Consider the following 24,656-nt stretch of genomic DNA (forward strand, 5'->3'; position numbering starts at 1 on the left):
CAGGGGTGGGTGAAAATAGGGATGAACAGTTAACGAAAAAATAACGAATGAATAGCGAGGAAATAGCGAATGAATAACGAATAAATAGCGAATGAATAACGAATAAATAGCGAATTAAAGTTTTAAAAAAAGTGATGACAGAAAAGATTGAAAAATCTACTAAGAAAGGAGGCAGTAAAGTGTATAAACCACAATTTCAATATACTAACGGGATTGTAAAATCATTAATGGCTATAGAAAAATATAAGAATACAGTTGAAATGCTTCCTCTTCCAAAAGACATTGAAAAAGAATTACGTAAAGAAGCAAAACTAAAAATGACTCATTACTCGACGCGAATTGAAGGGAATCCTTTAGACCTAGAAGAAGTCTCAGAGGTCATTATGAAACGTCGTGATAGACAAGGATTACAGGCTGAACAGGAAGTTCGAAATTATTGGAATGCGTTGTCTTTCTTAAGCACTTCAAGGAGATTAAAAATTCCAATTTCAGAAGACTTCGTAAAGCGATTGCATTCCATCATTGAGGTTAGGGGATCGGGAAGAAGAACAGAGGAAAGTGATTATAGGGGGCCGATGAGACCTGGGGTGTTATTTGCTGTGTATGATAGTGTGACAGGTCAACCAGACTATATTCCGCCAGAAGCAAATGATGTTCCCGAACTTATGAAATCGTTCGTCGCCTGGATGAATAGTGAAGAAGCCAAAGAATTGCCTGCACCTATTCGAGCGGGGATCGCGGCATACCAACTCTTGACGATACATCCGTTTTATGATGGAAATGGACGAACGGCTCGGGCTCTTGCTACTTATATCCTAAGTATTGAAGGATATGATTTGAAGGGATTTAATTCGATGGAAGAGTACTATGTATCAGATCTCCAAGGTTATTACGCAAAATTACAAATGAATCTCCCTGTTTTGTATTACAACGGAAGGAACGATCCGCCTGATTTGGCTCCTTGGCTTGAGTACTTTGTTTTAATAATGGAAAGAGCATTTCAAAAAGTAGCCCGAATCGCCCAGAGTAAGTACACATACCAAATCGACCCAAGGGTGAATAAATTAGGGCCGCGAGAATTGATTGTCGTAAAACTTTTGTTAAGCAAAAATGGAGACATCACCCCGAAGGAAATTGCACAGGAATTCAATGTTGTCACAAGAACGATAACGGAATGGGCAAAAGAATGGATGAAAAAAGGGATTATTGAACCCGCTAGTGGAACCGAAAGAATTCGTGCTTACAGAATCGGAAAAGAATTTCGAGATTTGAAGCTGAGTGATCTTGGTTATGTAGAAACAGATAAATAATATGTACAGGGAGCTAGCGCAACGCTGGCCCTTTTTTATTTGCACTCCTCCGCTGTCTTTTTGCAAACTATGTACAAGGATGCAAAACGGGGGGAGCCATATGCGAGAGTATCTGCTGTATGTCAAAGTCGGGAGGGAGCCGGTACAAGCCTACGTAACCCCTTGCTTTCGGGTAGATCAGGACTACTGGCAGGAGCAGGAGGGCAGCCAGCTATATGTCATTGGCCGTACGCCTTCGCTAGCGATGGCTTTTTCCTTGCGCGAGCGCTTAAATCAGTATTTGCAGGAAAGACAAGCCATACAAGGCACTGTGAATGAGCAGGCACTGGCTGGGATAAGGAGGATCGCGCTTACTACCGTTCGAGAGGCAAGTGCTGTGTATGGAACCACTCTTTCACACGAAAACACTGAGGAGAAAGAGTGGTTTGCCTGGAGCGAAGCCAAGTCCGTAAAGGAGGAGAACAGTACACCGATCGTTACTTCAGGGGACAAGGAGCAGTCGGTAAAAGACGTGCTGGCCGGCAGAGCCTTGCTCTGGGAAGAGATGGAGCGGTTACTTCAAACGCATGGAATAGCGGTCCCGGAGCTGCCGCAACTCTTGCAGAGAATGGTACTCTCAGGAGACGCGCAGTGGCTTCCCGGGGTGCGTCTGCATGTCAGGAAAAGCTGGCTGCGCCATTCCCTGCAGTTGGCGTGTGCGAGATGCGGCAGCGGCAAAGAGAAAATCGAGTTGACAACGTGTCACAGTTGCGGACAAGGCTGCGCGTATTGTACGGAATGTCTGGGTATGGGGCGAAGCAAGTGTTGTACGCCTTTTCTATGTGTGCCAGCCCACACAGTTCCCTCCTCTCATGCCGGTCAGGCAGGACGCTTGGTATGGTCCGGACGCTACTCCCGGGATCAGGAGGTAGCGGCGGACCGAGCGCGCCAATTCGTGAGCAGTCACTGGAGGAGAAACGCAGAGTTCCTGATTTGGGCTGTCTGCGGAGCGGGAAAGACAGAACTGCTCTTCCCTTCCGTCGTAGCGGCATTGGAACAGGGGGAAAGAGTCCTGATCGCTACCCCGCGAAAAGATGTGGTGTTGGAGTTGGCTCCGCGGATTCAACGTGTGTTTCCGGAAGCGCGTGTCATTGCCGTACATGGATCGAGCAAGGAAAAATGGGAGGAATGCGACATCGCTATTGCGACGACACACCAGGTCATGCGTTTTTACCAACGCTTTTTTCTGGTAGTGCTGGACGAGGTAGACGCATTCCCCTATCACCAGAATCCAGTCCTGTATCGAGCGGTGGCTCGCGCCGTTAAGACAGGCGGAAGACTCCTCTATTTGAGCGCGACACCACCGCGCTATCTGCAAAAGAGGCTGGTAACCAAGCAGAAATCACTTCTTGGCCGATCGTCATATGCCCTGTATTCATCAAGTCATGTCCTGCTGCCCGGACGCTACCATGGCCACGCGCTGCCTGTTCCCCAAATTTGCACGGTTTCGGGGTTGGACAAGCTGCTCGCTGCCGGCAGGGTAATCACGCCGCTCCACGATATGTTGAAAGCATCACTGGACGCCGGGCGACAGGTGTTTGTATTCGTGCCGCGCGTAGAAGAGGTGCCGCGTATGCTGGGCTACCTGCAGGCTGTATTGCCTGAATATCGGGACGGCGTGGCAGGTGTGCATGCTTCCGACCCAGCTCGGGAAGAGAAAGTGATGGCCTTTCGTGAAAAAGCGGTCAAGCTGATGGTGACGACGACGATATTGGAGCGGGGTGTGACGATTCCAGGAAGCGATGTGGCAGTCGTAGGGGCACAGGCACCTGTCTTTGATGAGGCTTCCTTGGTGCAAATCGCCGGGCGTGTAGGGCGCTCTCCTGACGATCCTCAGGGTACAGTCCTTTTTGTGCAAAGCTATCGGGCATCCGCTCCTCAGGCAGCTGTGCGCCAGATTACGCAGATGAATCAGCTTGCCAAGCAGCTGCGTGACAGGAGGAAGATGGCATGAGCCAAGGAGGCTGTGTCAGATGCGGCATACGGTATGCTGCAAAGAATCGGCGGGAGGCAGTGGTGCGAAGCTGGGCAGTGCGATTGTCTAGCAGAACAAGCTATGCTCATATGTATCGCCTGGTGGAGCGGCTTCCTTTATGTGCAGGTTGTCTCGAGGAAATGCCGGTGATCGGGGAGAAGATCTGTGAGCAATGCGGGCGGAGCTGGGAGCATCAGGGACAGCAGCTGCTGGAGTGTGGCGCACTGCGATGCAGAGACTGCCGATCGATAGAGGAAAATGCCCTTAGAGGAAACCGGGGGCTGCTTCACTATGACGATTGGGGCAAGGATCTGCTTGGTTTGTATAAATACCGCGGCGATGAGCGATTGGCTGATTTTTTCGGCAAACTGCTGACATTGGCTATGTATCGCTATTTTCGCTCTGGGCAATTTGATTATCTGGTGGCGGTTCCCTTGCACCCAAAACGCTTGAGTGAGCGTGGCTTCAACCAAATGGAAATCGTAGCCGAACGGATCGGCCGGGACATTGGGGTGCCAATACGGAAAGATTTGATCCGAACGAAGGAAACAGCCAAGCTAAGTCAGCAGACAGGACGTGAAGCGCGCATTCTGAGCATGCAGGATGCTTTTGCCTGGAAGGGAGAAGCCGCCAAACCCAAAAAGCCATCCCGAATCTTGCTGCTTGATGACATCTATACTACGGGTTCCACGCTTCGGGCCTGTGCGCAAGCCATCCATCAAGTCGAAACTGTAAAATCGTATATTTGGTCCTTGACAATCTACCGATAATATAGATAGAAACAAATGGCAATTTGCGTTATCATGGGACTAGATGCTGGATTCCGAAAATGAAGAGGGCAAGGGGGTGCGCATATGTCTTTGGGCAGTTTATCGAATTGTTCGCGTTGTGATGCCTTGTTTGTTCGGGTCGCTCGTGACATTTGCCCCAAATGTTATCAGGAAGTAGAGAAAGAATACGAGATCTGCGCCAAGTTTTTGCGCAAACGGGAAAATCGCGGTTCCAATATTCACCAGGTCAGCGAAGCAACTGGTGTCAGCGTAAAGCAAATTACGAAATTCATCAAAGAAGGCCGCATTTCCGTCGATGGAAACCCGGAGTTGGGCTACCCGTGCGAAAGCTGCGGGTTTCTGATTCGCAGGGGCAATATCTGTGAATCGTGCATGCGTGGACTGAAGCATGACATCACCCAGGACCTCGCTGTCGAAAAACGTCTGGAAGAGCAAGAAAAAGCGAAGGAAATGGTCGCAGCCTATCGAAGAAAGCAGAATCGAGACGAATGAATACTCCCTCCACCTGCAGAGGTGGGGGTTTCTTGTGTCTCGTCCTTATCGGACGCTTAACACAAGCGGAGTTGACACTGCGACAGCCATTAGGCTGTCCAACCCCTCTATTCCATTAGCAAATGCCGTTGGAACTTCTTTTTGTAAAATGTTGTATGCACCATTCACATCAGCGTTGATGCACATGCCCGTTCCGGATCGATACATGCAACGGTGGATCCGTCTTCCCGAGAAGAGCTTTTTCGTATCACTTTCCCCATATACGGGAATATCATCACAATCTAGGAAGCTTGCCTTTGAGGTGTACGATTCTTCTCGTACGACGGTCGAAATGCCCAAGCGTTTTGCCTTGTACAGAATCATCTGGATGAGTAGATGATGCGGAATGTGGCAAAACGACTGATTATTTCGCCTGCCCATTTTTGCTTCGCTTTTCCATTGCTTATTGTGACCAATGACAATGGTTCCAATCCGCTCTTGCAAGGCGATTTCCATGATGGCATAACTCGCTTTATGAAAGTAATCTTTGATTTTCAGAAATCGTTTACGATGTAAACGTTCCAAGCGCTGCGAAGTCATTTGACCTTCGTGCGCTTTCTTTCCTTGCCGCAAAATGCCATGATAGTGCGTCTTCTGCTTGTTGTAATACTGATTGATCGATTTGACGACCTTGCCCTTGACCAATGTTGGCGTTCTGCCTGTATTGGTCACAATGGTTGCCAGGTTATCAATGCCCAGATCCATCGCCATCACCCGATCCGTGGGGTGCACTTGTGGCTGTTCTTCACGGGTGAAGATCAGCTCGACCACATAACGCCCATAGGATGGAAGAACACGAACTTGCATCAGCTTTCCGTTGGTATAACCCACTTTGCCAATATTCAAGCGTTTCTTCGTATAGGGAAGCTTCAAGAACCGCTGATTCTTGATTTTACAATCCTGGTTGGTGAAAATCACTTCTTTTTGCGAAGTACGGCAATACTTCGGAATACGCGGCTCTCCTGTCAAGGAAGCAGGATGATCACGCCACTTCTTCCGCAAGGCGAAGAAGCTCTTCCAATTTTGAAAGACGACTTTCATGATGTTTTGACTGCTTTGCGCAGGCAAGGAACGATAATTTTCCTGCCCTATCGCTTTGAATAACGCATCGAGAAAGGGATAGGTGATCATTGCATTCGCTTTCGTCGGAAGGGAAAAGAGGTTGGCATGGACTTCTTTGCGTTGTTCTAAAGGTTTCAACCATTCCTTTTCTTGTTTCTTTTGATAGGCGAGAAGCTGGTTGTTGTTGATAGTATCAATATGCCGATTCAACACATCCATCACCTCCTTTTGAAGTGGTTGAAGCCCCTTCTCTTGGGTCACTGCGGTATATACCTGTCGGATGTAAAAGTTCGTGATGTTATACAAACCTTTGGCTTGTTGACACATCCCTTGAAAATATGGAAAAAGGGAATGGCCTGGTTTGATCCAAATCTGGTAGGTTTGGTGGGAAATTTTGCCTTGCATGTTTTTTCACCTCCTTTTTCCTATATTCAGGGATAGGAACGTTTGTTCCTGTTTTAATTATATACAAACGAAGGCAAAAAGAAAAGCAATTCGCCCACTTATAGAAGTAGGAGTACCTCGACTGACTTAGATAGTTTTCAAAGAAAACAACTAATCGTTGACAACGAAATTGCCGATGATACTACTAAGAAGTATCGTCGGTTTTATTTTTATTTTACCTACAGAAGGCGATCAGGAAGAACCGATTGCTTGAGAGGATGGTTTCGCATGCGAATACATGAACCCAATCGTACAGGGATGATTCAGGCATACAATAAGACGGGTACCGCATCAGTGAGCAAAAAAGGAAAAATGGCGATGGGAAAAGATGAAGTGAAAATTTCTACAGAGGCCATGGAGATGCTGAAACAAATCGAAGACCCGAATGCACCGGCGCGCCGCGAAAAGGTAGAGCAGCTGCGCAAACAGGTCCAGGAAGGCACGTACCATGTGCCTAGCGAGAAAATCGCGGACAAGTTCCTTTCCTTTTGGAAAAAATGGTAGCACACTTCTTCGGGGAAGCTGAGGGAACGACATGACGAAGATGGAGACACTCTACGATCTGCTCGACAACTTGATCCAACTGCACAAAGCCATGTATACCCTGGCCGAGCAGAAAAGGCAGATACTGATTAAAGGTGAGATCGACGAGCTGGTGGCTATTACCCGACAGGAACAAAAGCTGATCAAAGGGGTAACGGCTGCGGAGACGGCGCGACAAAACGCCGTGCGAGAGCTTTCCAGTGAAAAGGGATTCACCTTGCAGGAAGGTACGTTGGCTGAATTGATCAAGTTGACGACCAGCGCGGAAGAGAAGCAGCGCCTCTCATCGTACCGCGAAGAACTGAGTCGGATCGTAGGGGAATTGCGGGATGCCAATGAGCTGAATCAGCAATTGCTCAAGCAATCCCTTTCTTTTGTGAACATGACGCTGGATTTGATCACGGATACGCCTGAGGATGATTATATCTACGGAAAACCAACCCATGATATCAAGCAGGCGAATCGGAATTTTTTCAATAAAAAAGCATAAAAAGAGGTGCTAGGATGCGATCTACCTTTCACGGCTTGGAAGTAAGCAAACGCGGCTTGTTTGCTCAACAAGCGGCATTGAATACGACAGGTCACAATATCGCCAATACAAATACGGAAGGATATAGCCGGCAACGAGTCAATATGGTGACAACGAACGGCCTCCCTTATGTCGGCCTTCAAGCGGGGGTAGAAGCCGGACTCATGGGGACAGGGGTTCGTGCGGACAGCATTCAGCGACTGCGGGAAGAATTCCTCGACATCCAATACCGCAACGAGTACAAACGCCAGGGCTATTGGGATGCCCGCGCGGAGACGCTGGACAAACTGGAAGGCATCATGAACGAACCGTCTGATACGGGTCTGGCGAAGGTCATGGACCAGATGTGGCAAGCATGGCAGGACCTGGCGAAGGACCCTGCTGATACGTCTGCACGTGCAGTAGTCCGTGAACGCAGCAAGGCTGTTGCGGATACCTTCAATACCCTCTACACGCATCTGGAAGAGGTGCGGACAGACCTGGACAACGTAGTGAATGTCAAATCCTTGGAGATCAACTCCCTGGGCCAGCAAATCGCAGCGTTAAACAGTCAGATCGCTAACGTGGAGCCGCACGGTTACTCGCCAAATGACTTGTACGACCAACGGGATGTCCTTATCGACAAACTTTCCAAACTCGTAGAAGTGAGAGCGACTCAAACGGTGAACGGCATGGTTGACATCACCATTGAAGGACGAGCATTCGTCACTGGTGTGACATCTCAGCCGTTTGTAGCGACGCAGGATCCCGCCACGGGGAAAAGCAACATCACGTTGGGTGGAGCGGCTTTCACTCCGACAACGGGATATCTCGCAGGAACTCTTGAATCACGTGATCAAATCGTCCCTAACATTTTGAATCGGCTGGACGTTCTGGCAGTCAACCTGACGAAAGAAATCAATGACCTCCATCGCGCGGGACGCAGCCTTACCGATATCGCCAACGGCGGGGTGCAGGATCTGCCGTTTTTCGTGGATGCCGATGCCCTGGCTGCAAACGCAGCAACCAAAGACTATCCAAAAGGCGCTTCTAAAATCGTGGTCAATCCTGCTATTATGCAAAGCCTGGATGCCATCGCAGCGGCCAAGCCAGAGGCAGCCGGGACACCGGTAGGAAACAACGAAAGCGCACTGGCAATCGCTTCGATCAAATTTAAAGTACTTGCAGCGGGTACTGGACCTACAGATTTGGCCGAGAGTTCTACTTTGGACAACTACTACCGCTATACCATCAGCCAGATGGGAATCGATGCGCAGGAAGCGATCCGCAACCAGAAGAATGCAGAGATGCTGGTCGGAACGGTCAACAACCAGCGCCAGTCAGTCTCCGGGGTTTCAATCGACGAAGAAATGGCTGAAATGGTCAAATTTCAGCATGCCTACAGCGCTTCTGCCCGTGTCATGACGAGCATGGATGAGGTGTTGGATAAAGTAATCAACGGCATGGGCCGTGTCGGTCTCTAATAGGAGGAATGAATCGTGTCAGTACGCGTAACGCAAACTATGCTCAATAGCAACATGCTTCGCAATCTGAACAATTCGATGCATAATATGGACAAGCTGCAGCACCAGCTTTCTTCGGGGAGAAAAGTCGCGAAGCCGTCCGATGATCCAGTGGTCGCTGCTCGGGGGATGTTTTACAGATCCTCTCTGATGGAGAATGATCAATACAAGCGCAATGTGGATGAAGCGCAGTCCTGGATGGATATGACCGATGCTACCATGGATGAGATGGGTAATATCTTGAAGCGGGTGAAAGAACTACTTATATACTCTGGTGATGGGGCAGTTTCACCAGAAGATCTCATGACGATGGGCGCTGAGATCGAAGAATTGAAAAATCATATGGGGACGCTGGCAAATCAGCAGATCAATGGGAAGTATATATTTGCCGGGACAGATACGAATAAAGCTCCGTTTGATGCCAATGCCTTGGGGGGAAAAGGTGACTTTGTTAGTACGAATGGCTCTCCAATCAATCTAGAAGTGAGTCAGAATGTCTTCATTACCTCCAATGTAAATGCTCAAAACATTTTTAATTACCCGAATGCCGCAGGCAATGTATTCAAAGTGCTGAACAATATCATCGACGAGCTGAAAGCAGGAAGGTCGGCTACTCAGTTCCAGACTGCAATGGACGATCAATTTGATAATTTGCTTGCAGAAAGAGCAACTTTGGGAGCTAGTGTAAACCGGGTTGAATTGATTGCAGAGCGTTTGGATTCACAGGAGGTAAGCATAACGGGTTTGCTGTCCAAAAACGAGGATGCCGATATGGCAAAGGTTATGACAGATTTGAAAACGCAGGAGAGCGTACATAGTGCGGCATTGGGTGCAGGGGCGCGGATTATTCAGCCAACCTTGCTGGACTTCCTGCGATAAGGTGAGTAGAGATACAGGAGGCTGACAGGATGCCAATCGCACAATTACGGATGGAAAGTACTTTTGCCCGCCTTGGCCTAAACATCAATAAACCTGTCCAGGAAATCAGACAACCGGTTGCGGAGATGAATCTGAGTCAGGTGCCAGCCAAGCTGGATATTGAGCAAGCACGACTGGAACTGTCGATCGATTCTAGTCAAGCTCGTGCCAATATTGGCATCATGACTTCAACGCAATTCAGTGAAAGTAATGCGGCATACGGTAAACAAAAGGCAATGCAGGCGATCGCTGAAAAGAGTCAGGAAGGCGATCGCTTGATGCGCATTTATACAAAAGAAAATGCCATCGCTGCCATCGGCAGGGAAAAAGGGCTGCGAGTACTGGAAGGCGGATATAGACCTCCTTCTGCATCAGCAGACGAAGGTGTAGATATTCAAATCCAACTCAAGCCAGTGGTGATACAGGTCCAACGTAACGGAATGACTATGAATCCTGTGACCAAACCTCCTGAATTATCCTATACGCCGGGCAAGGTAGAACCATATATGATACAATACAATAGCTTGAAAATTGATGTCGTTGGTGGCCAGTTTGACCGAATGATGTAAGTGAGGCGAAAACATGAACGCAAGTCAACGAGTGGAATTGGGTAAGCTATTTTTTGAGGACGGCATTCCTGGTTTTTCTCATTTGCAGTTTTTTCAGTTGCTCCAGGAAGAAGAAAGCCCCTTTTTTCTTATACAGTCTACAGAAGAAAAGGATATCGGCTTCTGGGTGGTAAATCCTTTTTCATTCTTCCCTGAATATCAGTTCACGCTGTCAGATGTATCCAAGGAAGCTCTTCATCTGAACGAGGAGTCTCCTGTAGCTGTGTTTTCTGTCGTCACGATCAGGGGCAACAATCAGGCTACGATAAATCTTAAAGCGCCGATTATCATCAATCTAACCAATCGAATGTGCAAACAGGTCATCTTGGCAGAAGATACGTATCCCATCCGTCAGCCGTTGTTTGGGCAACAAGCTGCGGTGCAAGAGTAGGTGGTGTCCAGACATGTTGGTCCTTTCTAGAAAGAAGAATGAATCCATAATGATCGGTGACACCATTGAAATCAAGATTATCTCGGTTGAAGGAGATCAGGTGCGTATCGGAATCGAGGCACCTCGGAAGCTGGATGTGTATCGCAAGGAGATCTATGATGCGATCCAGGAAGAGAACAGGCTAGCGACACAGAATCAAAGTGATTGGTCAGTTGTAAAGCAACTCATGCAGATGAATCAGAAATCAGAAGATGGTCAGTAGACCATCTTTTTTAATTTTTTGCAGAATAAAGAAGAAAAAACTCTAAATATGCTAACAACCTAATCCGGAGATTCCGATAATAAAAATGTAGGGACAAAGTAGCAAGCGCGCGATTGCGAAATTGTCCTAAATCAATAGGAACAGTCACAGGGACGTGACTGTCGAATTCTCAAGGAGGAATTGTACATGATTATCCAACACAATATGTCTGCGATCAACACACATCGCCAACTCGGTGTTAACTCTGGCAACCTGAGTAAAAATGTTGAAAAACTATCCTCTGGCTACCGTATCAACCGTGCTGCTGACGATGCTGCTGGGCTCTCCATCTCCGAGCGTATGCGTGCACAAATACGTGGTATGGAGCAAGCTTCCCGCAACGCTCAAGATGGGATCTCTCTGATTCAAACAGCAGAGGGTGCACTACAAACTGTTAACAACATGCTGGTTCGCGTAAAAGAACTTGCGACTCAATCTGCAAACGATACTTACAACAGCGCCAATGATCGTATGCGTCTGCAAGAGGAAATTCTTGAACTGCGAAAAGAAACAACAAACATTATGAACAACACTAAATTTAACGACATTGCCTTGCTGAATGGGAATGGTGTAGCTAGTAACCAAATCGTCTTGCAAATTGGTCAAGGGGCTACTCAAACGCTTTCTTTGGATGCGAGCAAATTTAGTCTAGCTTCTGCAAATTCTGCAATGAACGGTTTCAGCGTAAGTACCAGAACTGCTGCTAGCAGCGTGTTGGTAAGTATCGATAGCATCATCAACAGCGTGAGCCGTGCGCGTTCTTACCTGGGTGCGAACCAAAACCGTCTGGAAAACACTATCAACAATCTGAATGTAACTTCCGAGAATCTGACAGCTGCTGAGTCCCGTATCCGTGACGTAGATATGGCGAAAGAGCAAATGCAGTTCACGAAAAACAACATTCTGACTCAAGCATCCCAAGCAATGTTGGCTCAAGCTAACCAACTACCACAAGGTGTTTTGCAATTACTCCGCTAATCTATATTGGATATTTCAAAAGCATGAGCTCCTTACATGGAGCCCATGCTTTTTTTCATCTTTGTTCTTATAATAGATTCGACTTTGTATGCCGATATATATAGTAAACCAAACAGGTTGGAGGAAGAAATGATGAAAATTAGGCTGTATGAGGAAATACTTTATGAGGGACAAGATACCAACCAATTGACTGCTGTTTTTCATACTGCTTATAAATTGATTGCAGATAAAGGACAAGTATATAGTCACATTACGGTTGACGGGATAGATGTTTATCAGGATCCATTGGCGAGCTTGCTAGCTGCGGGAAAAGCAGTAGAAAATGTGGTGATAAAGGCTGTAAGTGTGGAGAAGTTTAAAACGGAGATCCTTTGTTCTATCAGCGAATATATTTCCAGATCGATACCAGAACTGGAACGTTTGTCAGGTAAATTCTACCTAAACCCTGACCAAGAGGCATGGCATGGTGTCTCACAACTATTGGAGGGAATTCAGTGGATTGAGAAGGCTGTTTTGTATCTTTCAACCAATAGTACGGATACTGATAGCGAATCGCTTTTATTAAAATTTAATGTAATAGAGGAAGTCAAAATGTTGGAAATGGCGATAACCCAACAAGATCTGGTGTTGGTGGGGGACATTTTGAAATACGAAATAATTTCTCGCTTTACAAATATTGAACAAACGGTTAAAGATGTATTAAAGACAAAAAATGGGGTAGAGATTGATGTTATTAGTTGACTACACTCTTCAAGGAAAAATAACGAAAGAGTTTTCTATTCCTGCGATCATGAATATGACGGGGAGAGAAATCTTGGATGAAGAAGTAAAAGCTGAAACAAATGCCAAGGGTCAGGCTACTCTACTCGTACGAACAGTAAATGGGTGGAATTATCTTCACAGCAAGTATGACCCAGTTGGAGAAGCTGGGCGCTGGATCGATACGCTTCAAGACGTAGGGAAGTATAAACAGGTTTTCTTTTATGGCATTGGTCTTGGGTACCATATCAAGGAATTTGCAAAAAGATATCCTGAGATCAAATATTCTTTGTACGAACCTAACTTAGCCATCCTCAAACATTACTTAGCTAGGGTACCGATTGATGAAATCGTTACTGGCAATCTACAATATTTTTATTGTGAGAATGGGGAGTCACCACAAAATAATCTTCGGCATTTTGTCAGCAGAGTGAAAAAAGATGTTCTGCTTATTATATTGCCAATTTATGAGAGGCTTTTTAATAAGCAAACTAAAGGTTTCATTAATAATTTTTTTGACATGATCTATGAGCGTAGAAAATATAACTATGCAGCTGCATCATTTTCAAAGCGTACGGTAATCAGCAGCATCATGAACTTGCCGACAATTTATCAAACCCCGAATATTCTTCACGAAGAGGCCGCATCTTTCAAGGGCAAACCTGCCATACTAATAGCAGCCGGACCGTCATTGGACTATGAATATGAGAATTTGCGCTATATAAAAGAAAATGGTCTGGCATATATTTTTTCTGTAGGTACTGCTATCAATGCTTTGTTGGAAAAAGGGATATATCCCGATGGAGCATGTACATATGACCCGAGTCTGAAAAATTCACAGGTTTTTCAGAGGATCAAAGATGAGAATATTGATTCTATCCCCCTTGTTTTTGGGAGTGTTGTAGGTTTTGAGACTATTCAAAACTATCCTGGTCCCATGCTTCACTTCTTATTAGACCGAGATTTTGTTAGCCCATTTTATTTAGAGAGAACAGACGGTAAAGGATTGGAGGTTGTGCACTCGGCTGAATCTATTGCGACGGTTACCTTGCAATTATTGTTTCGATTGGGGTGCAACCCAATTGTGTTGGTAGGTCAGAACCTGGGATATGCAAAAGATCGTTCTTATGCATCGGGGAGTAAGGAGGATGTTGGAATCAACACTGAACATTTGAAAAAGGCGTATATCGTCAAGGATGTTGAAGGGAACGATATGTATACAATAAAGGCATATGACTCGTTTAGATATGAAATGGAGTCCATTATTCAGTCTTTTTCAGGTACAGAAGTGATAAATACAACTAAAGGTGGCGCTCACATAGAAGGCACTACGTATATACCCCTGGAAAGAGTAATTCAGGAGAGGCTACAGGAAAAGAATACGGTAGATCATGATTGGGTTAGTCTCTACTCTGTCAAATATAGAAGGGATTTTTTTTATAAGAAGTCCGAGGAGTTAGTTGATGAGTGTGAGAAGCTTGAAGGAATCTATAAAGGCTTTTTTCAATTGTTTGATCAAATGAAAAAAGCAATCGAAAGATCTAATAAAAGAGAACTTGAGAAGCTATTCAATAAGTTTGATAGTAAATTTGATAAGTTGCAAGCTAATAACTTTTATTGGTTTTTTATTCAAATTATGAATGACTTGGATTTTGATGTTGTTATGAAATCATTTGAAGAAGCGCGTTTCCATCATGACCCTGTGGAGAAAGCGGAGAAGGCATTGGAATATTTTGTTAATTACTTAACACAATGCCGAGTTCAAACCCAACAGCTTAAGCCGTTGCTGGAGAAAATGCACAAACAGGTATTGGAAGTAGGTAGTGAATTATGAGGAATGAAAAGCTGGATTTGAGGCAAAAGCGCATCCTGGTAACTGGCGCAGATGGCTTCATTGGATCGCACCTTACGGAAGAGCTAATCAAGCAAGGACATAACGTAAAGTCTTTTGTGATGTACAATTCCTTCAACTCCTGGGGGTGGCTGGATCAGGCTCCGAAAGAGATTACCAAACAGTTGGAGGTTTTCTCCGGAGATATTCGCGACCCTCACGGAGTAAAACAAGCAATGAAGGGCTGTGATGTCGTGTTTCATCTGGCGGCACTCATAGCCATCCCTTATTCCTACCATTCCCCAGATACCTATGTGGATACGAATATAAAAGGTACGTTGAATGTCCTCCAGGCAGCTCGGGAGTTGGAGGTTGAGAAGGTCGTCCATACCTCGACTAGCGAAGTTTACGGAACAGCCAGATTCGTACCTATATCGGAAGAACATCCACTTCAAGGCCAATCGCCGTATTCTGCCAGTAAAATCGGGGCGGATCAGTTAGCCTTGTCTTTTTACAGTTCGTTCGGTACTCCTGTATCCGTGATCCGTCCATTCAATACCTACGGCCCAAGACAATCGGCTCGAGCCGTGATCCCGACCATTATTACACAAATTGCTAGCGGACAACGGCGAATACATCTGGGTTCCCTACATCCGACACGTGACTTCAATTATGTAAAAGATACCGTATCCGGATTTTTAGCAGTTGCTCAATCAGAAAACTCAATCGGAAAAGTAATTAATATCGGAAGCAACTACGAGGTTTCGATCGGTCAAACTGCCAATCTGATTGCAGAACTAATGGGACAAGACATTGAAATCATTTCGGACGACCAACGTATTCGCCCGGACAAGAGTGAAGTTGAGCGATTGTGGGCAGATAACAGCAAGGCCAAAGCCCTGCTTGGATGGGAGCCAACTTATGGTGGAGTAGAAGGCTTCAAACGGGGTTTATCAGAAACAATTGATTGGTTCACGCAAGCAGAGAATTTACGCCTATATAAGGCGGGGATCTACAACTTATGAAACAATCAGCAGACGTCATTAACAATATCGTATCCGTCTTGCAAGAGAGTCTGCCGACGGATAAAGATTTTATCGCGTTGCATGAACCCTCCTTTCAAGGAAACGAATGGAATTACGTAAAAGATTGTTTGGATACAGGCTGGGTTTCGTCAGTAGGCAAATATGTTGATCGTTTTGAAGAGATGCTTCAGGAATATACAGGTGTAAAGCGCGCTGTGGCCGTTGTAAATGGCACGGCGGCTTTGCATATATGCCTAAAATTAGTCGGGGTAGAACGCAATGACGAGGTTCTTCTTCCTGCACTTACGTTTATCGCCACCGCGAATGCTATTTCTTATTGTGAGGCAGTTCCTCACTTTGTGGACAGCTGCTATGAAACGTTGGGACTGGATCCTATCAAACTGGGAGACTATTTACAAGACATTGCTGAGGTTAAAGATGGGGCATGCTACAACAAGCAAACCGGCAGACGAATAAAAGCCGTCTTGCCGATGCATACCTTTGGACATCCTGTGGATTTGGACACTCTCGTGGAAGTATGTGATCGTTTCAATCTGGAACTCATTGAAGACGCTGCTGAATCACTAGGGTCCTTCTACAAAGGGCGCCATACAGGGAATTGGGGTCGTGTCTCTGCATTGAGCTTTAATGGAAATAAAATTACCACAACGGGTGGCGGCGGTGCTATTTTGACAAATGACGATTCACTGGGGCAATTAGCAAAACATCTTACAACGACGGCAAAAGTACCGCATAAATGGGAATTTGTTCATGACCATATTGGCTACAATTATCGAATGCCAAATTTGAATGCGGCTCTAGGATGCGCTCAATTGGAAATGCTGCACCAGTTCGTCCAGGAAAAAAGAGCATTGGCATCTGTATACCAAAAGGCATTTTCACCAATAGACGAGGTTTCCTTTTTTATTGAACCAAAATTTGCGACCAGCAATTATTGGCTCAATGTCATAAGGGTGTCAACAGAGTGGAGTTTCCTTCGCGACGAAATCCTGCAGACAACCAATGATCTAGGTTTGATGACCAGACCGGTGTGGAGGTTATTGTGTGATTTACCGATCTATACTTCTGCACCAAAAATGGAGTTGACAGTAGCAAGGGATTTAGAGAAAACCATTATCAATATACCAAGCAGTTCATATTTGGGGGCTGCCTATGCAAAAGCGTAAAATTTGTATTGTGACAGGAACCAGGGCGGAATACGGTCTTCTGTATTGGCTGATGAAAGAGATTGAGGAGGATTCCGATCTCGAACTGCAAATAGTGGCTACAGGTATGCATTTATCTCCAGAATTCGGCCTTACTTATCAAAACATTGAAAAAGACGGTTTTGAGTTAAATGAAAAAGTGGAAATGCTGCTCTCTAGTGATACATCTGTAGGGATAGCCACTTCTTTGGGAATAGGAACTATTGGGTTTGCTAGAGCCTTTGATCGACTAAAGCCTGATCTTATTGTGTTATTGGGTGACCGATTTGAGATATTGTCGGCAGCACAAGCAGCAATGGTGGCTCGTATTCCAATCGCTCACTTGCATGGAGGAGAGACTACCGAAGGTGTTATTGATGAAGCAATCAGACACTCTATTACAAAAATGTCTCATTTGCATTTTGTGTCCACAGAAGTATATCGAAACAGGGTGATTCAATTAGGTGAGCAACCTGATCGCGTTTATACGGTCGGAGCTATAGGGTTAGATAATATTAGGAAGTTGGAATTGATGGACCGGGCAACTTTTGAAAAGTCCATTGATTTTACTCTTGGTGAAAAAAACTTACTTCTAACCTACCATCCAGTGACTTTGGAAAAAGACGATTCAAGGACTGCCATCAATCAATTATTCCAAGCTTTGGATGAATTTCCGAATGTGAAATGTATCATTACAAAACCGAACGCTGACATGGAGGGTCGATTCATCAGTGAAATGATCGATGAGTATGTCGCGAAAAATCCTGAGAGGTGTCGAGCTTTTGTTTCGCTTGGGCAATTAAGGTATTTAAGTGCAATCAAGCACGTGGACGCAGTCATTGGCAATTCATCAAGCGGGATTTTAGAAGTCCCTTATTTTCGGAAACCGACGATAAATATAGGTGACAGACAAAAAGGTAGAATTCAAGCAATCTCGGTTATAAATTGCCAAACTTCAAAGGAATCTATTTGCGATGCTATCCGGTTATCCTTTTCAGAACAATTTCAAAAAAAGTTGATTTCAATGAAATCGCCGTATGGTGAAGAATATGTTTCTGGAAAAGTAAAAGATGTTCTGAAGGATGTGAAACTAGAGCCATTGCTTAGAAAAACATTCTATGACCTTTCAATGGGGGACATGTAATGCGGACATTCATCATTGCAGAAGCCGGAGTGAATCATAATGGTTCACTTGACTTGGCAAAAGAACTAGTTTTTCAAGCAGCAAAGGCTGGAGCAGATGCAGTAAAATTTCAGACATTCAAAGCTGAAAATATCGTTAGTAAGCACGCTCAAAAAGCTGATTACCAAAAAAAGAGCACATCAAAGGATGAAAGCCAGTTAGAAATGGTAAAAAGGCTAGAAATGAATCAAGCTATGCATGAGGAATTATTGCATTTTTGCCAAGATCATCATATCAAATTTCTCTCAACTCCTTTTGATCTAGAGAGTGTCGACTTACTAGCGAGTCATTTGAAAGTTGATCAGTTGAAAATACCATCCGGAGAAATTACGAACGGGCCACTTTTATTAAAAGCAGCGCAAACGAAGTTGCCTATCTTGCTCTCTACGGGAATGTCCACAATTGGAGAGGTTGAAGATGCATTGCGTGTTTTGGCATATGGCTATCTGGGACATAGTGAGCAACCTTATCCGTCTATATTAGAAGAGGTTTTTTCCAGTCACGAGGGGCAAAAAATATTAAAACAGAACGTGAAGCTGCTGCACTGTACGACAGAGTACCCTGCTCCATTTGAGGATGTCAACCTAAGAGCGATGGACACGCTTGAACAAGCTTTTGGGTTACCCGTAGGACTATCTGATCACACAGAGGGTATTGCTGTTGCTATTGGTGCAGTAGCCCGTGGAGCTACCGTTATTGAGAAGCATTTTACCCTAGATAAAACACTTCCTGGGCCGGACCACAAAGCGTCTCTGGAGCCAGATGAATTAAAACTCATGATTACTTCTATTCGACAGGTTGAATTGGCTTTGGGATCATCGGTTAAGCGTGCCACCCCATCTGAGCAAAAGAATAAACCAATTGCACGTAAAAGCTTGGTAGCTGCTTGTAAAATTCAAAAAGGGGAGCTATTTAGCCAAATGAATCTCACCACGAAACGCCCTGGTACCGGAATCTCCCCTATGCATTACTGGGAGTGGATTGGAAAACCAGCAGCCAAAGATTATGAAGCAGATGAAGTGATACAACAGTGAGGCCATATATTGTTTTAGGCGGTGGCGGCCATGCCAAAGTTGTTATGGAAGTTTTGCAATTATGCGGAAAAACAGTGATTGGTTTTACTGACCTTGGGGTTTGTGCCCCGGTTCTTGACTTTGCATGTCTGGGAAATGACAACGTAGTGAATCAGTATAATCCAGATGAAATTTTTTTGGTCAATGGTATAGGGTCAGTGGGTGATAATAACAGGAGAAAAAGGCTGTTTTTAACCTGGAAGGAAAAGGGGTATTCTTTCCCTGCTATCATTCACCCGGCTGCTATATTATCGCCTGACACTGTATTGGAAGAAGGGGTCCAAGTGATGGCAGCCGCAGTAGTACAAGCTGGAGCATATATTGGACCCAATACAATCATAAATACTCGCGCAACGATTGATCACGATACCACAATAGGAGAACATGTCCACATTGCACCAGGATGTGTCATCTCGGGAAATGTGAAAGTAGAAAGCGATGCCCACCTGGGCCCTGGAGCAGTCGTCATTCAAGGTTTGACCATTGGAAAAGGTAGCATTGTAGCTGCTGGGTCCGTCGTCGTAAAAGATGTGGATGAGTATACCAAAGTGGCGGGGGTTCCTGCGCGAAAAATGTAAATGAAGATTCATTTAGAAAGGCGGGACAAAGGTGAACTGGAGAGATTTATTGGTATCCCCGGATACGCCGATTCTCAACACATTGGAAATTATTGATAGAAATGCTCGTCAAATTGCACTGGTGGCTGACGAGAATGATAAGTTGCTAGGAACGGTTACAGATGGGGATATTCGCAGGGGATTATTGAAAGGAAGAGATTTGCAAGACCCAATCTCTATGATTATGAATCCATATCCGACCGTATCTTCCCCTTACGATACGAGAGAAAATATTCTGGCTCTCATGAAAATCAAGCAGATTCATCAAATTCCAATCGTCGATGAGGATGGAAAAATCGTACATGTAGAAATGCTTAATGATTTATTGAGTCCTGATAAAAAAGATAATTGGGTTGTTTTAATGGCTGGGGGATTAGGGACAAGACTTTATCCTCTTACGCATGATTGCCCAAAACCATTATTAAAAGTGGGAAACAGGCCACTGCTGGAAACAATCATGCAAAGTTTTATTGATCAGGGCTTTCACAAATTTTATATTTCAGTGAAATACAAAGCAGAGATGATACAAGAATACTTTGGAGATGGAAGCCGCTGGAACGTCACCATTCAGTATCTGGTGGAAAAGGAATCGCTGGGGACAGCAGGCGCGCTTAGTTTGTTGCCAGAACGGCCAAACGAACCGTTCTTTGTCATGAATGGAGATTTGTTGACGAAGGTGAATTTTGATCATTTGCTGGATTTTCATAAGACCTATCAAGCTCAGGCGACCATGTGTGTGCGCGAATATGATCATCAAATTCCGTATGGTGTTGTTACCTTAGACAAGCAAAGACTCGTATCTATGGAAGAGAAGCCAATCCAACGCTTCTTCGTTAATGCGGGTATCTATGTTCTTAACCCAGATGTACTAGAGAAAATCCCACACAATCAATTCTTTGACATGCCAAGTCTGTTTGATCTCCTGATGAAAGAAGAAGGACAAACAATTGCTTTTCCTATTCGCGAATACTGGTTGGATATAGGCCGCATGGCAGACTTTGAACGGGCGAATATTGAATTCGCGGAGGTGTTTGGATGATCCAGGACAAATCAGTGTTGGCGATCATACCGGCACGTGGAGGCTCAAAAGGAGTACCGAGAAAAAATATACGCGAGTTGGCTGGAAAACCTTTAATAGCATGGACGATTGAGGAGGCTAAAAAATCGAAATACATAGATCGGCTTGTGGTATCCACCGAAGATGAAGAAATTGCAGGAGTGGCCAGACAGTGTGGGGGAGAGGTACCTTTTATGAGGCCGAGTTCTCTTTCCAGGGACGATACACCTGGGATTGATCCTGTTCTGCATGCAGTTTCAGTATTGTCTGGCTTCGATTATGTCGTTTTACTGCAACCAACCTCACCGCTGCGGACTTCTGAGGATATTGATGAATGTTTGGAGCATTGTCTGAGACAAAATGCTAATGCTTGTGTTTCTGTAACATTGACGGATAAATCCCCCTATTGGATGTACGAACTTACGGTTGAAAGTGGATTAAAGCCTGTAGTTGTCTCGGACAAACCGGTTCCTCGAAGACAAGATGCCCCAAATGTATATGTTCTAAATGGAGCTGTCTACGTGGCAAAAACGAACTGGCTACAGCAAACGCGGTCCTTCCTGGATAAGGAAACTGTAGGTTATGTTATGCCAAAAGAGCGTTCCATTGATGTTGACACGGAGTTGGACTTTTGTATACTTGAAACGATCATCCGTGAAAAGAAAATGTCTAGCACAGAAATGTAAATGGAAGACCACTTTTATCCGATAACAATGGTAAAGGTATCCATTGGGGAGGAAAAGGTGTGAGTATCCAAGGGAGTAATGCAGCTGGGTATGTAAAAGTACCATATGTCGATCAATTTCAAGGTACGGGAAATAAGCTGACAGCCCAATCAGGAGACCCACAAGTCGCAGGATATCAACAGGAAAATAGCATCACGCGCGCTGACTTGGAGCGGGAAGTAGAAAGTTTGAACAAATTTATGCAATCAAGTTCTACGCATCTCAAATTTACACTGCATGAAAAGTTAAATGAATACTATGTTCAGATCATCAACGATCATGACGGCACAGTTGTTCGGGAAATTCCATCAAAGAAAATCATGGATATGGTCGCCAAAATGCATGAAATGATCGGCTTGCTCGTGGACGAAAAAAGATAGGAGGCTGAAGAAATGGGAATACGCATTAGTGGTATGGCATCAGGGATGGATACAGAGAAGATTATCAAAGACCTGATGAAAACGCAGCGTGAACCTATCAACCGTTTGCAACGCAATAAATATACGATTGAATGGAAACGCGACGCCTACAGGGAAATGAATACGCTTCTGGCAGATCTGCAAAATTCGTTGAAAACTCTTCGGATGTCCAGCACCTTTAGCAAGAAAGTGGCGTCTTCGGAAAATGATAGTGTTGTTTCAGCGACTGTAAAAGGCAAACCGGAGTTGCCCTCCTATACGGTTCAGGTAACGAAACTCGCAGAAGCAGGTACACCCCCAGTAGTATCTGAGCTATCTTTATCTGATGTACAAGGGATTACGCTAAAACTGCATACAGACAAACAGGAAGATGGTTCGTATGCTAAAACCACAGAGGTAGTTATTTCTGCCACCGATTCGGCAGAACAAATCGTTAGTAAAATCAACAGCTCGGATACAGGCATAAAGGCTTCATTTTTTAACGATAAATTAGTGCTGACCGCTGCAAACGAGAAGGATTTCAAAGTCGAGACCCCAAATAAGGCGGTAGCTTCTCAGAGCTCACCGGCTAAAGCTGCTGAATTTACCATTAACGGGGTGCCTTATGAAGCGAAGAGCAACACATTTACTTTCGATGGTATTGAATTTAACTTAAAACAAGTAACCTCGACTCCCGTTGTCATCAGGACAAAAACAGACGACGAAGCGATTTTTAATACAGTTAAAGATTTCGTCGACAAATACAACGCAATCATCGAGACGATCAACAAGAAGATATCGGAACCCAAGTACAAATCATATAAACCGTTGCTGGATGAAGAAAAAGAAGCCCTCCCTGAAAAAACAGCTGAAAAAATGGATGCGATGGCAAAGAGCGGCATTCTTTTGCGTGACCCAATTCTGACGAGCGGATTGACCGAAATGAGACGTGCCTTGAGCACATCACTGCAGGTAACTGGTGTAAACACTGCATTTGATACGCTCTCCGAGATCGGGATCGGCGGTCCTCCGTCCGGAAAATTCGCTTACCAGGAAAACGGTAAACTGTATATCAACGAAGACAAGCTTCGAGAAGCCATTCGCAATAATGGCGACGATGTGCTCAAGCTGTTCACGAACTACAGCAGTTCTAACGACCCTGCTACGAAATACAAAGAGAGCGGCGTAGCTGAACGTCTCTACAGCGAACTGAATAAAATCATGGACAAGGTTACGAAGGAGGCAGGTTCGTCTGGAAGCGTCTATGACGACAGCAGCCTAGCCAAAAAACTCAAGCAAACAGACGAAGACATCCAGCGCTGGGAAGACCGCTTGAAAATCATCGAAGACCGCTACTGGAAACAATTCACTGCCATGGAAAAGGCGATGTCCAAAGCCCAATCCCAAGGTTCTTGGTTCGCACAAATGCTGGGGCAACAATAATAACAGGGAGCGATGCAGATGTTACAAAATGCTGCTCAGACCTATCAATCCAATCAGGTAACAACCGCGACTCCTGCCGATTTGACCTTGATGCTCTATAATGGAGCGCTGAAGTTTATCAAACAGACGAAGAACGCTATTGAAGAAAAAAATGTGGAAAAAGCCCATGAATCATCACTCAAAGTCCAGAACATCCTGTATGAATTGATGTCTACATTGAACAAAGATTACGAGATATCAAAGGAGTTCCTCAAACTCTACGAATACATGCTTCAACGCACAGTCGAAGCAAACATGCGTAAAGACATCACAATTTTAAACGAGGTAGAGGAGCTATTCGTCCAGTTCCGAGACACCTGGAAGGAAGCCATGCTGTTGGCGAAGAAACAAGGGTAGGATGAAGGCAATGGACCAGACGGTAGATGTGCTATTAGACCGCTTGTTTGAGGCGAGTCTGCGTCTTGAGCAAGCAGTTATCAAGGAAGAATCTGAACCGGACGATTGGCTCGCTATCCTGGACGAGCGGGAGGAAATCGTTTTGCAATTCCAAGGCAGCGGGATCACAGGTTTTATGCTCACTGCAGCACAGCGGGAGCAGCTAGGTAAAATCAACGAATTAAACCAACGACTCATTCCGCTCATGGACGAACGAAAACAAGGTGTGCAAAAACAGCTAAACAACGTACAGCGCAGCAAACAAGCGATGCACTCGTATAATGATGAAGGACCGAGTGGATACGGAGCATTTTTTGATCGCAAAAATTAAAAACGGCCGGAACTCGGCCGTTTTTCACGTAAAAGGTAGTATTAGTGTTATTTATAATCTTCATATACCCTTACATCCAATCAATACCTTTCCCCAACGACGGATGTGGCGCCTGCCCCGCCTGAACTTTTTTCTGTGTCTGTGCAAACCACTCCAACAATATTGCTGCCTGGGCTTGCACCGTCTCCTGTACAATTATCTGAATTTCACCTTGTGGGCATACGACTACATTTTTATAGTAAAGACTGAAAAGTCGGGCAGATTACTAGCTTGCGAGGAATTTACATTTTGGATTGGTCTGCCCTTTAGTTTACCAAAGTGTATACGTTGTTTTGCCAAACACATGCAATCGTTAGTTACATTACAATAGATTATCTAAAAAGGAATCATTACAGTCAAATCGATTGAACCAAAAAGAATTAAGATCATAAATTGGACCCTTAATATTAGTAAATGCCCCCTTATACCCATCTAAAAGTAATACATCCTGTATACTTTCCATCAGTAACATTTTCTTTTCTCCACCACCGAACGGCGGAGTATACCAGGTTGGATTTATATGTAATTGCTCCCTTATGAACTCTGCACAAGGAACGATCTCTGTTTGATAATATTCTTTTGCCCTCCCGTCTTGTATATCGCATAATAAAAG

General features: G+C 44.9%; 26 protein-coding genes and 1 pseudogene. 25 read left to right on the forward strand and 2 right to left on the reverse strand.

From position 1 onward, the window contains the following. Nucleotides 1-179 precede the first annotated feature (179 nt). The 4 genes from EDM58_RS04035 (at nt 180) to EDM58_RS04050 (ending at nt 4,607) form a co-directional block, all read left to right on the forward strand. Nucleotides 180-1,310, forward strand: a complete 1,131-nt coding sequence (locus EDM58_RS04035; protein WP_221175400.1) for a Fic family protein — start codon at nt 180-182, stop codon at nt 1,308-1,310. Between the two features lie 100 nt (nt 1,311-1,410). Continuing rightward, nucleotides 1,411-3,303 carry an ATP-dependent helicase ComFA gene (locus EDM58_RS04040; RefSeq protein WP_122912211.1) on the forward strand — a complete coding sequence of 631 codons (1,893 nt, stop codon included), beginning with the start codon at nt 1,411-1,413 and terminating at the stop codon, nt 3,301-3,303. Beyond that, nucleotides 3,300-4,094, forward strand: coding sequence for a ComF family protein (locus EDM58_RS04045; RefSeq protein ID WP_122912212.1), 795 nt, complete (start codon nt 3,300-3,302; stop codon nt 4,092-4,094). Before EDM58_RS04040 ends, EDM58_RS04045 begins: the two co-directional genes overlap by 4 nt. Nucleotides 4,095-4,178: 84 nt before the next feature. Continuing rightward, nucleotides 4,179-4,607: a TIGR03826 family flagellar region protein gene (locus EDM58_RS04050; RefSeq protein ID WP_122912213.1), complete on the forward strand. Its 429-nt coding sequence runs from the start codon at nt 4,179-4,181 to the stop codon at nt 4,605-4,607. A 45-nt stretch (nt 4,608-4,652) separates the two neighbouring features. Here the strand turns inward: EDM58_RS04050 and EDM58_RS04055 are convergent, their stop codons facing one another. After that, entirely contained in the window at nt 4,653-6,113 is a 1,461-nt protein-coding gene (locus tag EDM58_RS04055) for an RNA-guided endonuclease InsQ/TnpB family protein (RefSeq protein WP_122912214.1), read from the reverse strand. A 267-nt stretch (nt 6,114-6,380) separates the two neighbouring features. Between EDM58_RS04055 and flgM the strand changes: the two genes are divergently transcribed. The 21 genes from flgM to fliT all read left to right on the forward strand — a co-directional run bounded on the left by flgM (nt 6,381) and on the right by fliT (nt 24,004). Beyond that, nucleotides 6,381-6,656 carry a flagellar biosynthesis anti-sigma factor FlgM gene (gene flgM / locus EDM58_RS04060; protein ID WP_122907127.1) on the forward strand — a complete coding sequence of 92 codons (276 nt, stop codon included), beginning with the start codon at nt 6,381-6,383 and terminating at the stop codon, nt 6,654-6,656. 40 nt (nt 6,657-6,696) lie between these two features. Next, a complete protein-coding gene (locus EDM58_RS04065; protein WP_122912234.1) occupies nt 6,697-7,185 on the forward strand; it encodes a flagellar protein FlgN in 489 nt (162 codons plus the stop codon). Between the two features lie 14 nt (nt 7,186-7,199). Continuing rightward, entirely contained in the window at nt 7,200-8,687 is a 1,488-nt protein-coding gene (gene flgK / locus EDM58_RS04070) for a flagellar hook-associated protein FlgK (RefSeq protein WP_122912215.1), read from the forward strand. A gap of 15 nt (nt 8,688-8,702) precedes the next feature. Then, nucleotides 8,703-9,605 (forward strand): flagellar hook-associated protein FlgL, encoded by a 903-nt coding sequence (gene flgL / locus EDM58_RS04075; protein WP_122912216.1) that lies wholly within the window; start codon nt 8,703-8,705, stop codon nt 9,603-9,605. Nucleotides 9,606-9,634: 29 nt separating this feature from the next. Beyond that, a complete protein-coding gene (locus tag EDM58_RS04080) occupies nt 9,635-10,213 on the forward strand; it encodes a DUF6470 family protein (RefSeq protein ID WP_122912217.1) in 579 nt (192 codons plus the stop codon). A 13-nt stretch (nt 10,214-10,226) separates the two neighbouring features. Continuing rightward, complete coding sequence (locus tag EDM58_RS04085; protein WP_122912218.1) at nt 10,227-10,643, forward strand: flagellar assembly protein FliW; 417 nt, start codon at nt 10,227-10,229, stop codon at nt 10,641-10,643. Between the two features lie 13 nt (nt 10,644-10,656). Continuing rightward, complete coding sequence (gene csrA, locus EDM58_RS04090) at nt 10,657-10,905, forward strand: carbon storage regulator CsrA (RefSeq protein WP_122912219.1); 249 nt, start codon at nt 10,657-10,659, stop codon at nt 10,903-10,905. Between the two features lie 186 nt (nt 10,906-11,091). Then, on the forward strand, nt 11,092-11,922 hold the full coding sequence (locus tag EDM58_RS04095; RefSeq protein ID WP_122912220.1) for a flagellin N-terminal helical domain-containing protein: 831 nt from the start codon (nt 11,092-11,094) through the stop codon (nt 11,920-11,922). Nucleotides 11,923-12,054: 132 nt separating this feature from the next. Then, nucleotides 12,055-12,663 (forward strand): hypothetical protein, encoded by a 609-nt coding sequence (locus EDM58_RS04100; protein WP_183187416.1) that lies wholly within the window; start codon nt 12,055-12,057, stop codon nt 12,661-12,663. Beyond that, nucleotides 12,650-14,515 carry a motility associated factor glycosyltransferase family protein gene (locus EDM58_RS04105; RefSeq protein WP_122912222.1) on the forward strand — a complete coding sequence of 622 codons (1,866 nt, stop codon included), beginning with the start codon at nt 12,650-12,652 and terminating at the stop codon, nt 14,513-14,515. The genes EDM58_RS04100 and EDM58_RS04105 overlap by 14 nt, the downstream gene beginning before the upstream one ends. Continuing rightward, the gene (locus EDM58_RS04110; protein WP_122912223.1) at nt 14,512-15,537 is read left to right on the forward strand and encodes an NAD-dependent 4,6-dehydratase LegB; all 1,026 of its coding nucleotides are present in this window, start codon (nt 14,512-14,514) and stop codon (nt 15,535-15,537) included. The genes EDM58_RS04105 and EDM58_RS04110 overlap by 4 nt, the downstream gene beginning before the upstream one ends. Then, nucleotides 15,534-16,724 (forward strand): LegC family aminotransferase, encoded by a 1,191-nt coding sequence (locus EDM58_RS04115; protein WP_122912224.1) that lies wholly within the window; start codon nt 15,534-15,536, stop codon nt 16,722-16,724. Before EDM58_RS04110 ends, EDM58_RS04115 begins: the two co-directional genes overlap by 4 nt. Beyond that, complete coding sequence (gene neuC / locus EDM58_RS04120; RefSeq protein WP_122912225.1) at nt 16,711-17,886, forward strand: UDP-N-acetylglucosamine 2-epimerase; 1,176 nt, start codon at nt 16,711-16,713, stop codon at nt 17,884-17,886. Before EDM58_RS04115 ends, neuC begins: the two co-directional genes overlap by 14 nt. After that, nucleotides 17,886-18,959 carry an N-acetylneuraminate synthase gene (neuB, locus tag EDM58_RS04125; protein WP_122912226.1) on the forward strand — a complete coding sequence of 358 codons (1,074 nt, stop codon included), beginning with the start codon at nt 17,886-17,888 and terminating at the stop codon, nt 18,957-18,959. The genes neuC and neuB overlap by 1 nt, the downstream gene beginning before the upstream one ends. Further along, nucleotides 18,956-19,576, forward strand: coding sequence for an acetyltransferase (locus tag EDM58_RS04130; protein ID WP_122912227.1), 621 nt, complete (start codon nt 18,956-18,958; stop codon nt 19,574-19,576). The genes neuB and EDM58_RS04130 overlap by 4 nt, the downstream gene beginning before the upstream one ends. A 31-nt stretch (nt 19,577-19,607) precedes the next feature. Continuing rightward, nucleotides 19,608-20,654: a nucleotidyltransferase family protein gene (locus tag EDM58_RS04135; protein WP_122912228.1), complete on the forward strand. Its 1,047-nt coding sequence runs from the start codon at nt 19,608-19,610 to the stop codon at nt 20,652-20,654. Beyond that, nucleotides 20,651-21,358, forward strand: a complete 708-nt coding sequence (locus tag EDM58_RS04140; protein ID WP_122912229.1) for an acylneuraminate cytidylyltransferase family protein — start codon at nt 20,651-20,653, stop codon at nt 21,356-21,358. Before EDM58_RS04135 ends, EDM58_RS04140 begins: the two co-directional genes overlap by 4 nt. Before the next feature lie 59 nt (nt 21,359-21,417). Further along, on the forward strand, nt 21,418-21,777 hold the full coding sequence (gene flaG, locus EDM58_RS04145) for a flagellar protein FlaG (RefSeq protein ID WP_122912230.1): 360 nt from the start codon (nt 21,418-21,420) through the stop codon (nt 21,775-21,777). A 12-nt stretch (nt 21,778-21,789) separates the two neighbouring features. Beyond that, nucleotides 21,790-23,238 carry a flagellar filament capping protein FliD gene (gene fliD / locus EDM58_RS04150; protein WP_122912231.1) on the forward strand — a complete coding sequence of 483 codons (1,449 nt, stop codon included), beginning with the start codon at nt 21,790-21,792 and terminating at the stop codon, nt 23,236-23,238. 18 nt (nt 23,239-23,256) lie between these two features. Further along, a complete protein-coding gene (gene fliS, locus EDM58_RS04155; protein ID WP_122912232.1) occupies nt 23,257-23,634 on the forward strand; it encodes a flagellar export chaperone FliS in 378 nt (125 codons plus the stop codon). A gap of 10 nt (nt 23,635-23,644) precedes the next feature. Continuing rightward, nucleotides 23,645-24,004 (forward strand): flagellar protein FliT, encoded by a 360-nt coding sequence (gene fliT, locus EDM58_RS04160; protein WP_122912235.1) that lies wholly within the window; start codon nt 23,645-23,647, stop codon nt 24,002-24,004. Nucleotides 24,005-24,365: 361 nt separating this feature from the next. Here fliT and EDM58_RS25990 read toward each other — a convergent pair. After that, nucleotides 24,366-24,656 (reverse strand): annotated as a pseudogene (locus EDM58_RS25990) (hypothetical protein); the annotation flags it as partial.

The sequence above is a fragment of the Brevibacillus panacihumi genome, from assembly GCF_003710985.1.
Classification (GTDB): Bacteria; Bacillota; Bacilli; order Brevibacillales; family Brevibacillaceae; genus Brevibacillus; species Brevibacillus panacihumi.

Excerpts from the sequence above, each read along its gene's own strand:
- EDM58_RS04110 (WP_122912223.1), top strand. The coding sequence starts at position 14,512 with ATGAGGAATGAAAAGCTGGATTTGAGGCAAAAGCGCATCCTGGTAACT.
- EDM58_RS04065 (WP_122912234.1), top strand. The coding sequence starts at position 6,697 with ATGGAGACACTCTACGATCTGCTCGACAACTTGATCCAACTGCACAAA.
- fliS (WP_122912232.1), top strand. The coding sequence starts at position 23,257 with ATGTTACAAAATGCTGCTCAGACCTATCAATCCAATCAGGTAACAACC.
- EDM58_RS04095 (WP_122912220.1), top strand. The coding sequence starts at position 11,092 with ATGATTATCCAACACAATATGTCTGCGATCAACACACATCGCCAACTC.
- neuB (WP_122912226.1), top strand. The coding sequence starts at position 17,886 with ATGCGGACATTCATCATTGCAGAAGCCGGAGTGAATCATAATGGTTCA.
- EDM58_RS04055 (WP_122912214.1), bottom strand. The coding sequence starts at position 6,113 with ATGCAAGGCAAAATTTCCCACCAAACCTACCAGATTTGGATCAAACCA.
- flgK (WP_122912215.1), top strand. The coding sequence starts at position 7,200 with ATGCGATCTACCTTTCACGGCTTGGAAGTAAGCAAACGCGGCTTGTTT.
- EDM58_RS04105 (WP_122912222.1), top strand. The coding sequence starts at position 12,650 with ATGTTATTAGTTGACTACACTCTTCAAGGAAAAATAACGAAAGAGTTT.
- EDM58_RS04140 (WP_122912229.1), top strand. The coding sequence starts at position 20,651 with ATGATCCAGGACAAATCAGTGTTGGCGATCATACCGGCACGTGGAGGC.
- fliD (WP_122912231.1), top strand. The coding sequence starts at position 21,790 with ATGGGAATACGCATTAGTGGTATGGCATCAGGGATGGATACAGAGAAG.
- fliT (WP_122912235.1), top strand. The coding sequence starts at position 23,645 with ATGGACCAGACGGTAGATGTGCTATTAGACCGCTTGTTTGAGGCGAGT.
- neuC (WP_122912225.1), top strand. The coding sequence starts at position 16,711 with ATGCAAAAGCGTAAAATTTGTATTGTGACAGGAACCAGGGCGGAATAC.
- flgM (WP_122907127.1), top strand. The coding sequence starts at position 6,381 with ATGCGAATACATGAACCCAATCGTACAGGGATGATTCAGGCATACAAT.
- csrA (WP_122912219.1), top strand. The coding sequence starts at position 10,657 with ATGTTGGTCCTTTCTAGAAAGAAGAATGAATCCATAATGATCGGTGAC.
- EDM58_RS04100 (WP_183187416.1), top strand. The coding sequence starts at position 12,055 with ATGAAAATTAGGCTGTATGAGGAAATACTTTATGAGGGACAAGATACC.
- EDM58_RS04045 (WP_122912212.1), top strand. The coding sequence starts at position 3,300 with ATGAGCCAAGGAGGCTGTGTCAGATGCGGCATACGGTATGCTGCAAAG.
- EDM58_RS04050 (WP_122912213.1), top strand. The coding sequence starts at position 4,179 with ATGTCTTTGGGCAGTTTATCGAATTGTTCGCGTTGTGATGCCTTGTTT.
- EDM58_RS04080 (WP_122912217.1), top strand. The coding sequence starts at position 9,635 with ATGCCAATCGCACAATTACGGATGGAAAGTACTTTTGCCCGCCTTGGC.
- EDM58_RS04040 (WP_122912211.1), top strand. The coding sequence starts at position 1,411 with ATGCGAGAGTATCTGCTGTATGTCAAAGTCGGGAGGGAGCCGGTACAA.
- EDM58_RS04085 (WP_122912218.1), top strand. The coding sequence starts at position 10,227 with ATGAACGCAAGTCAACGAGTGGAATTGGGTAAGCTATTTTTTGAGGAC.
- EDM58_RS04115 (WP_122912224.1), top strand. The coding sequence starts at position 15,534 with ATGAAACAATCAGCAGACGTCATTAACAATATCGTATCCGTCTTGCAA.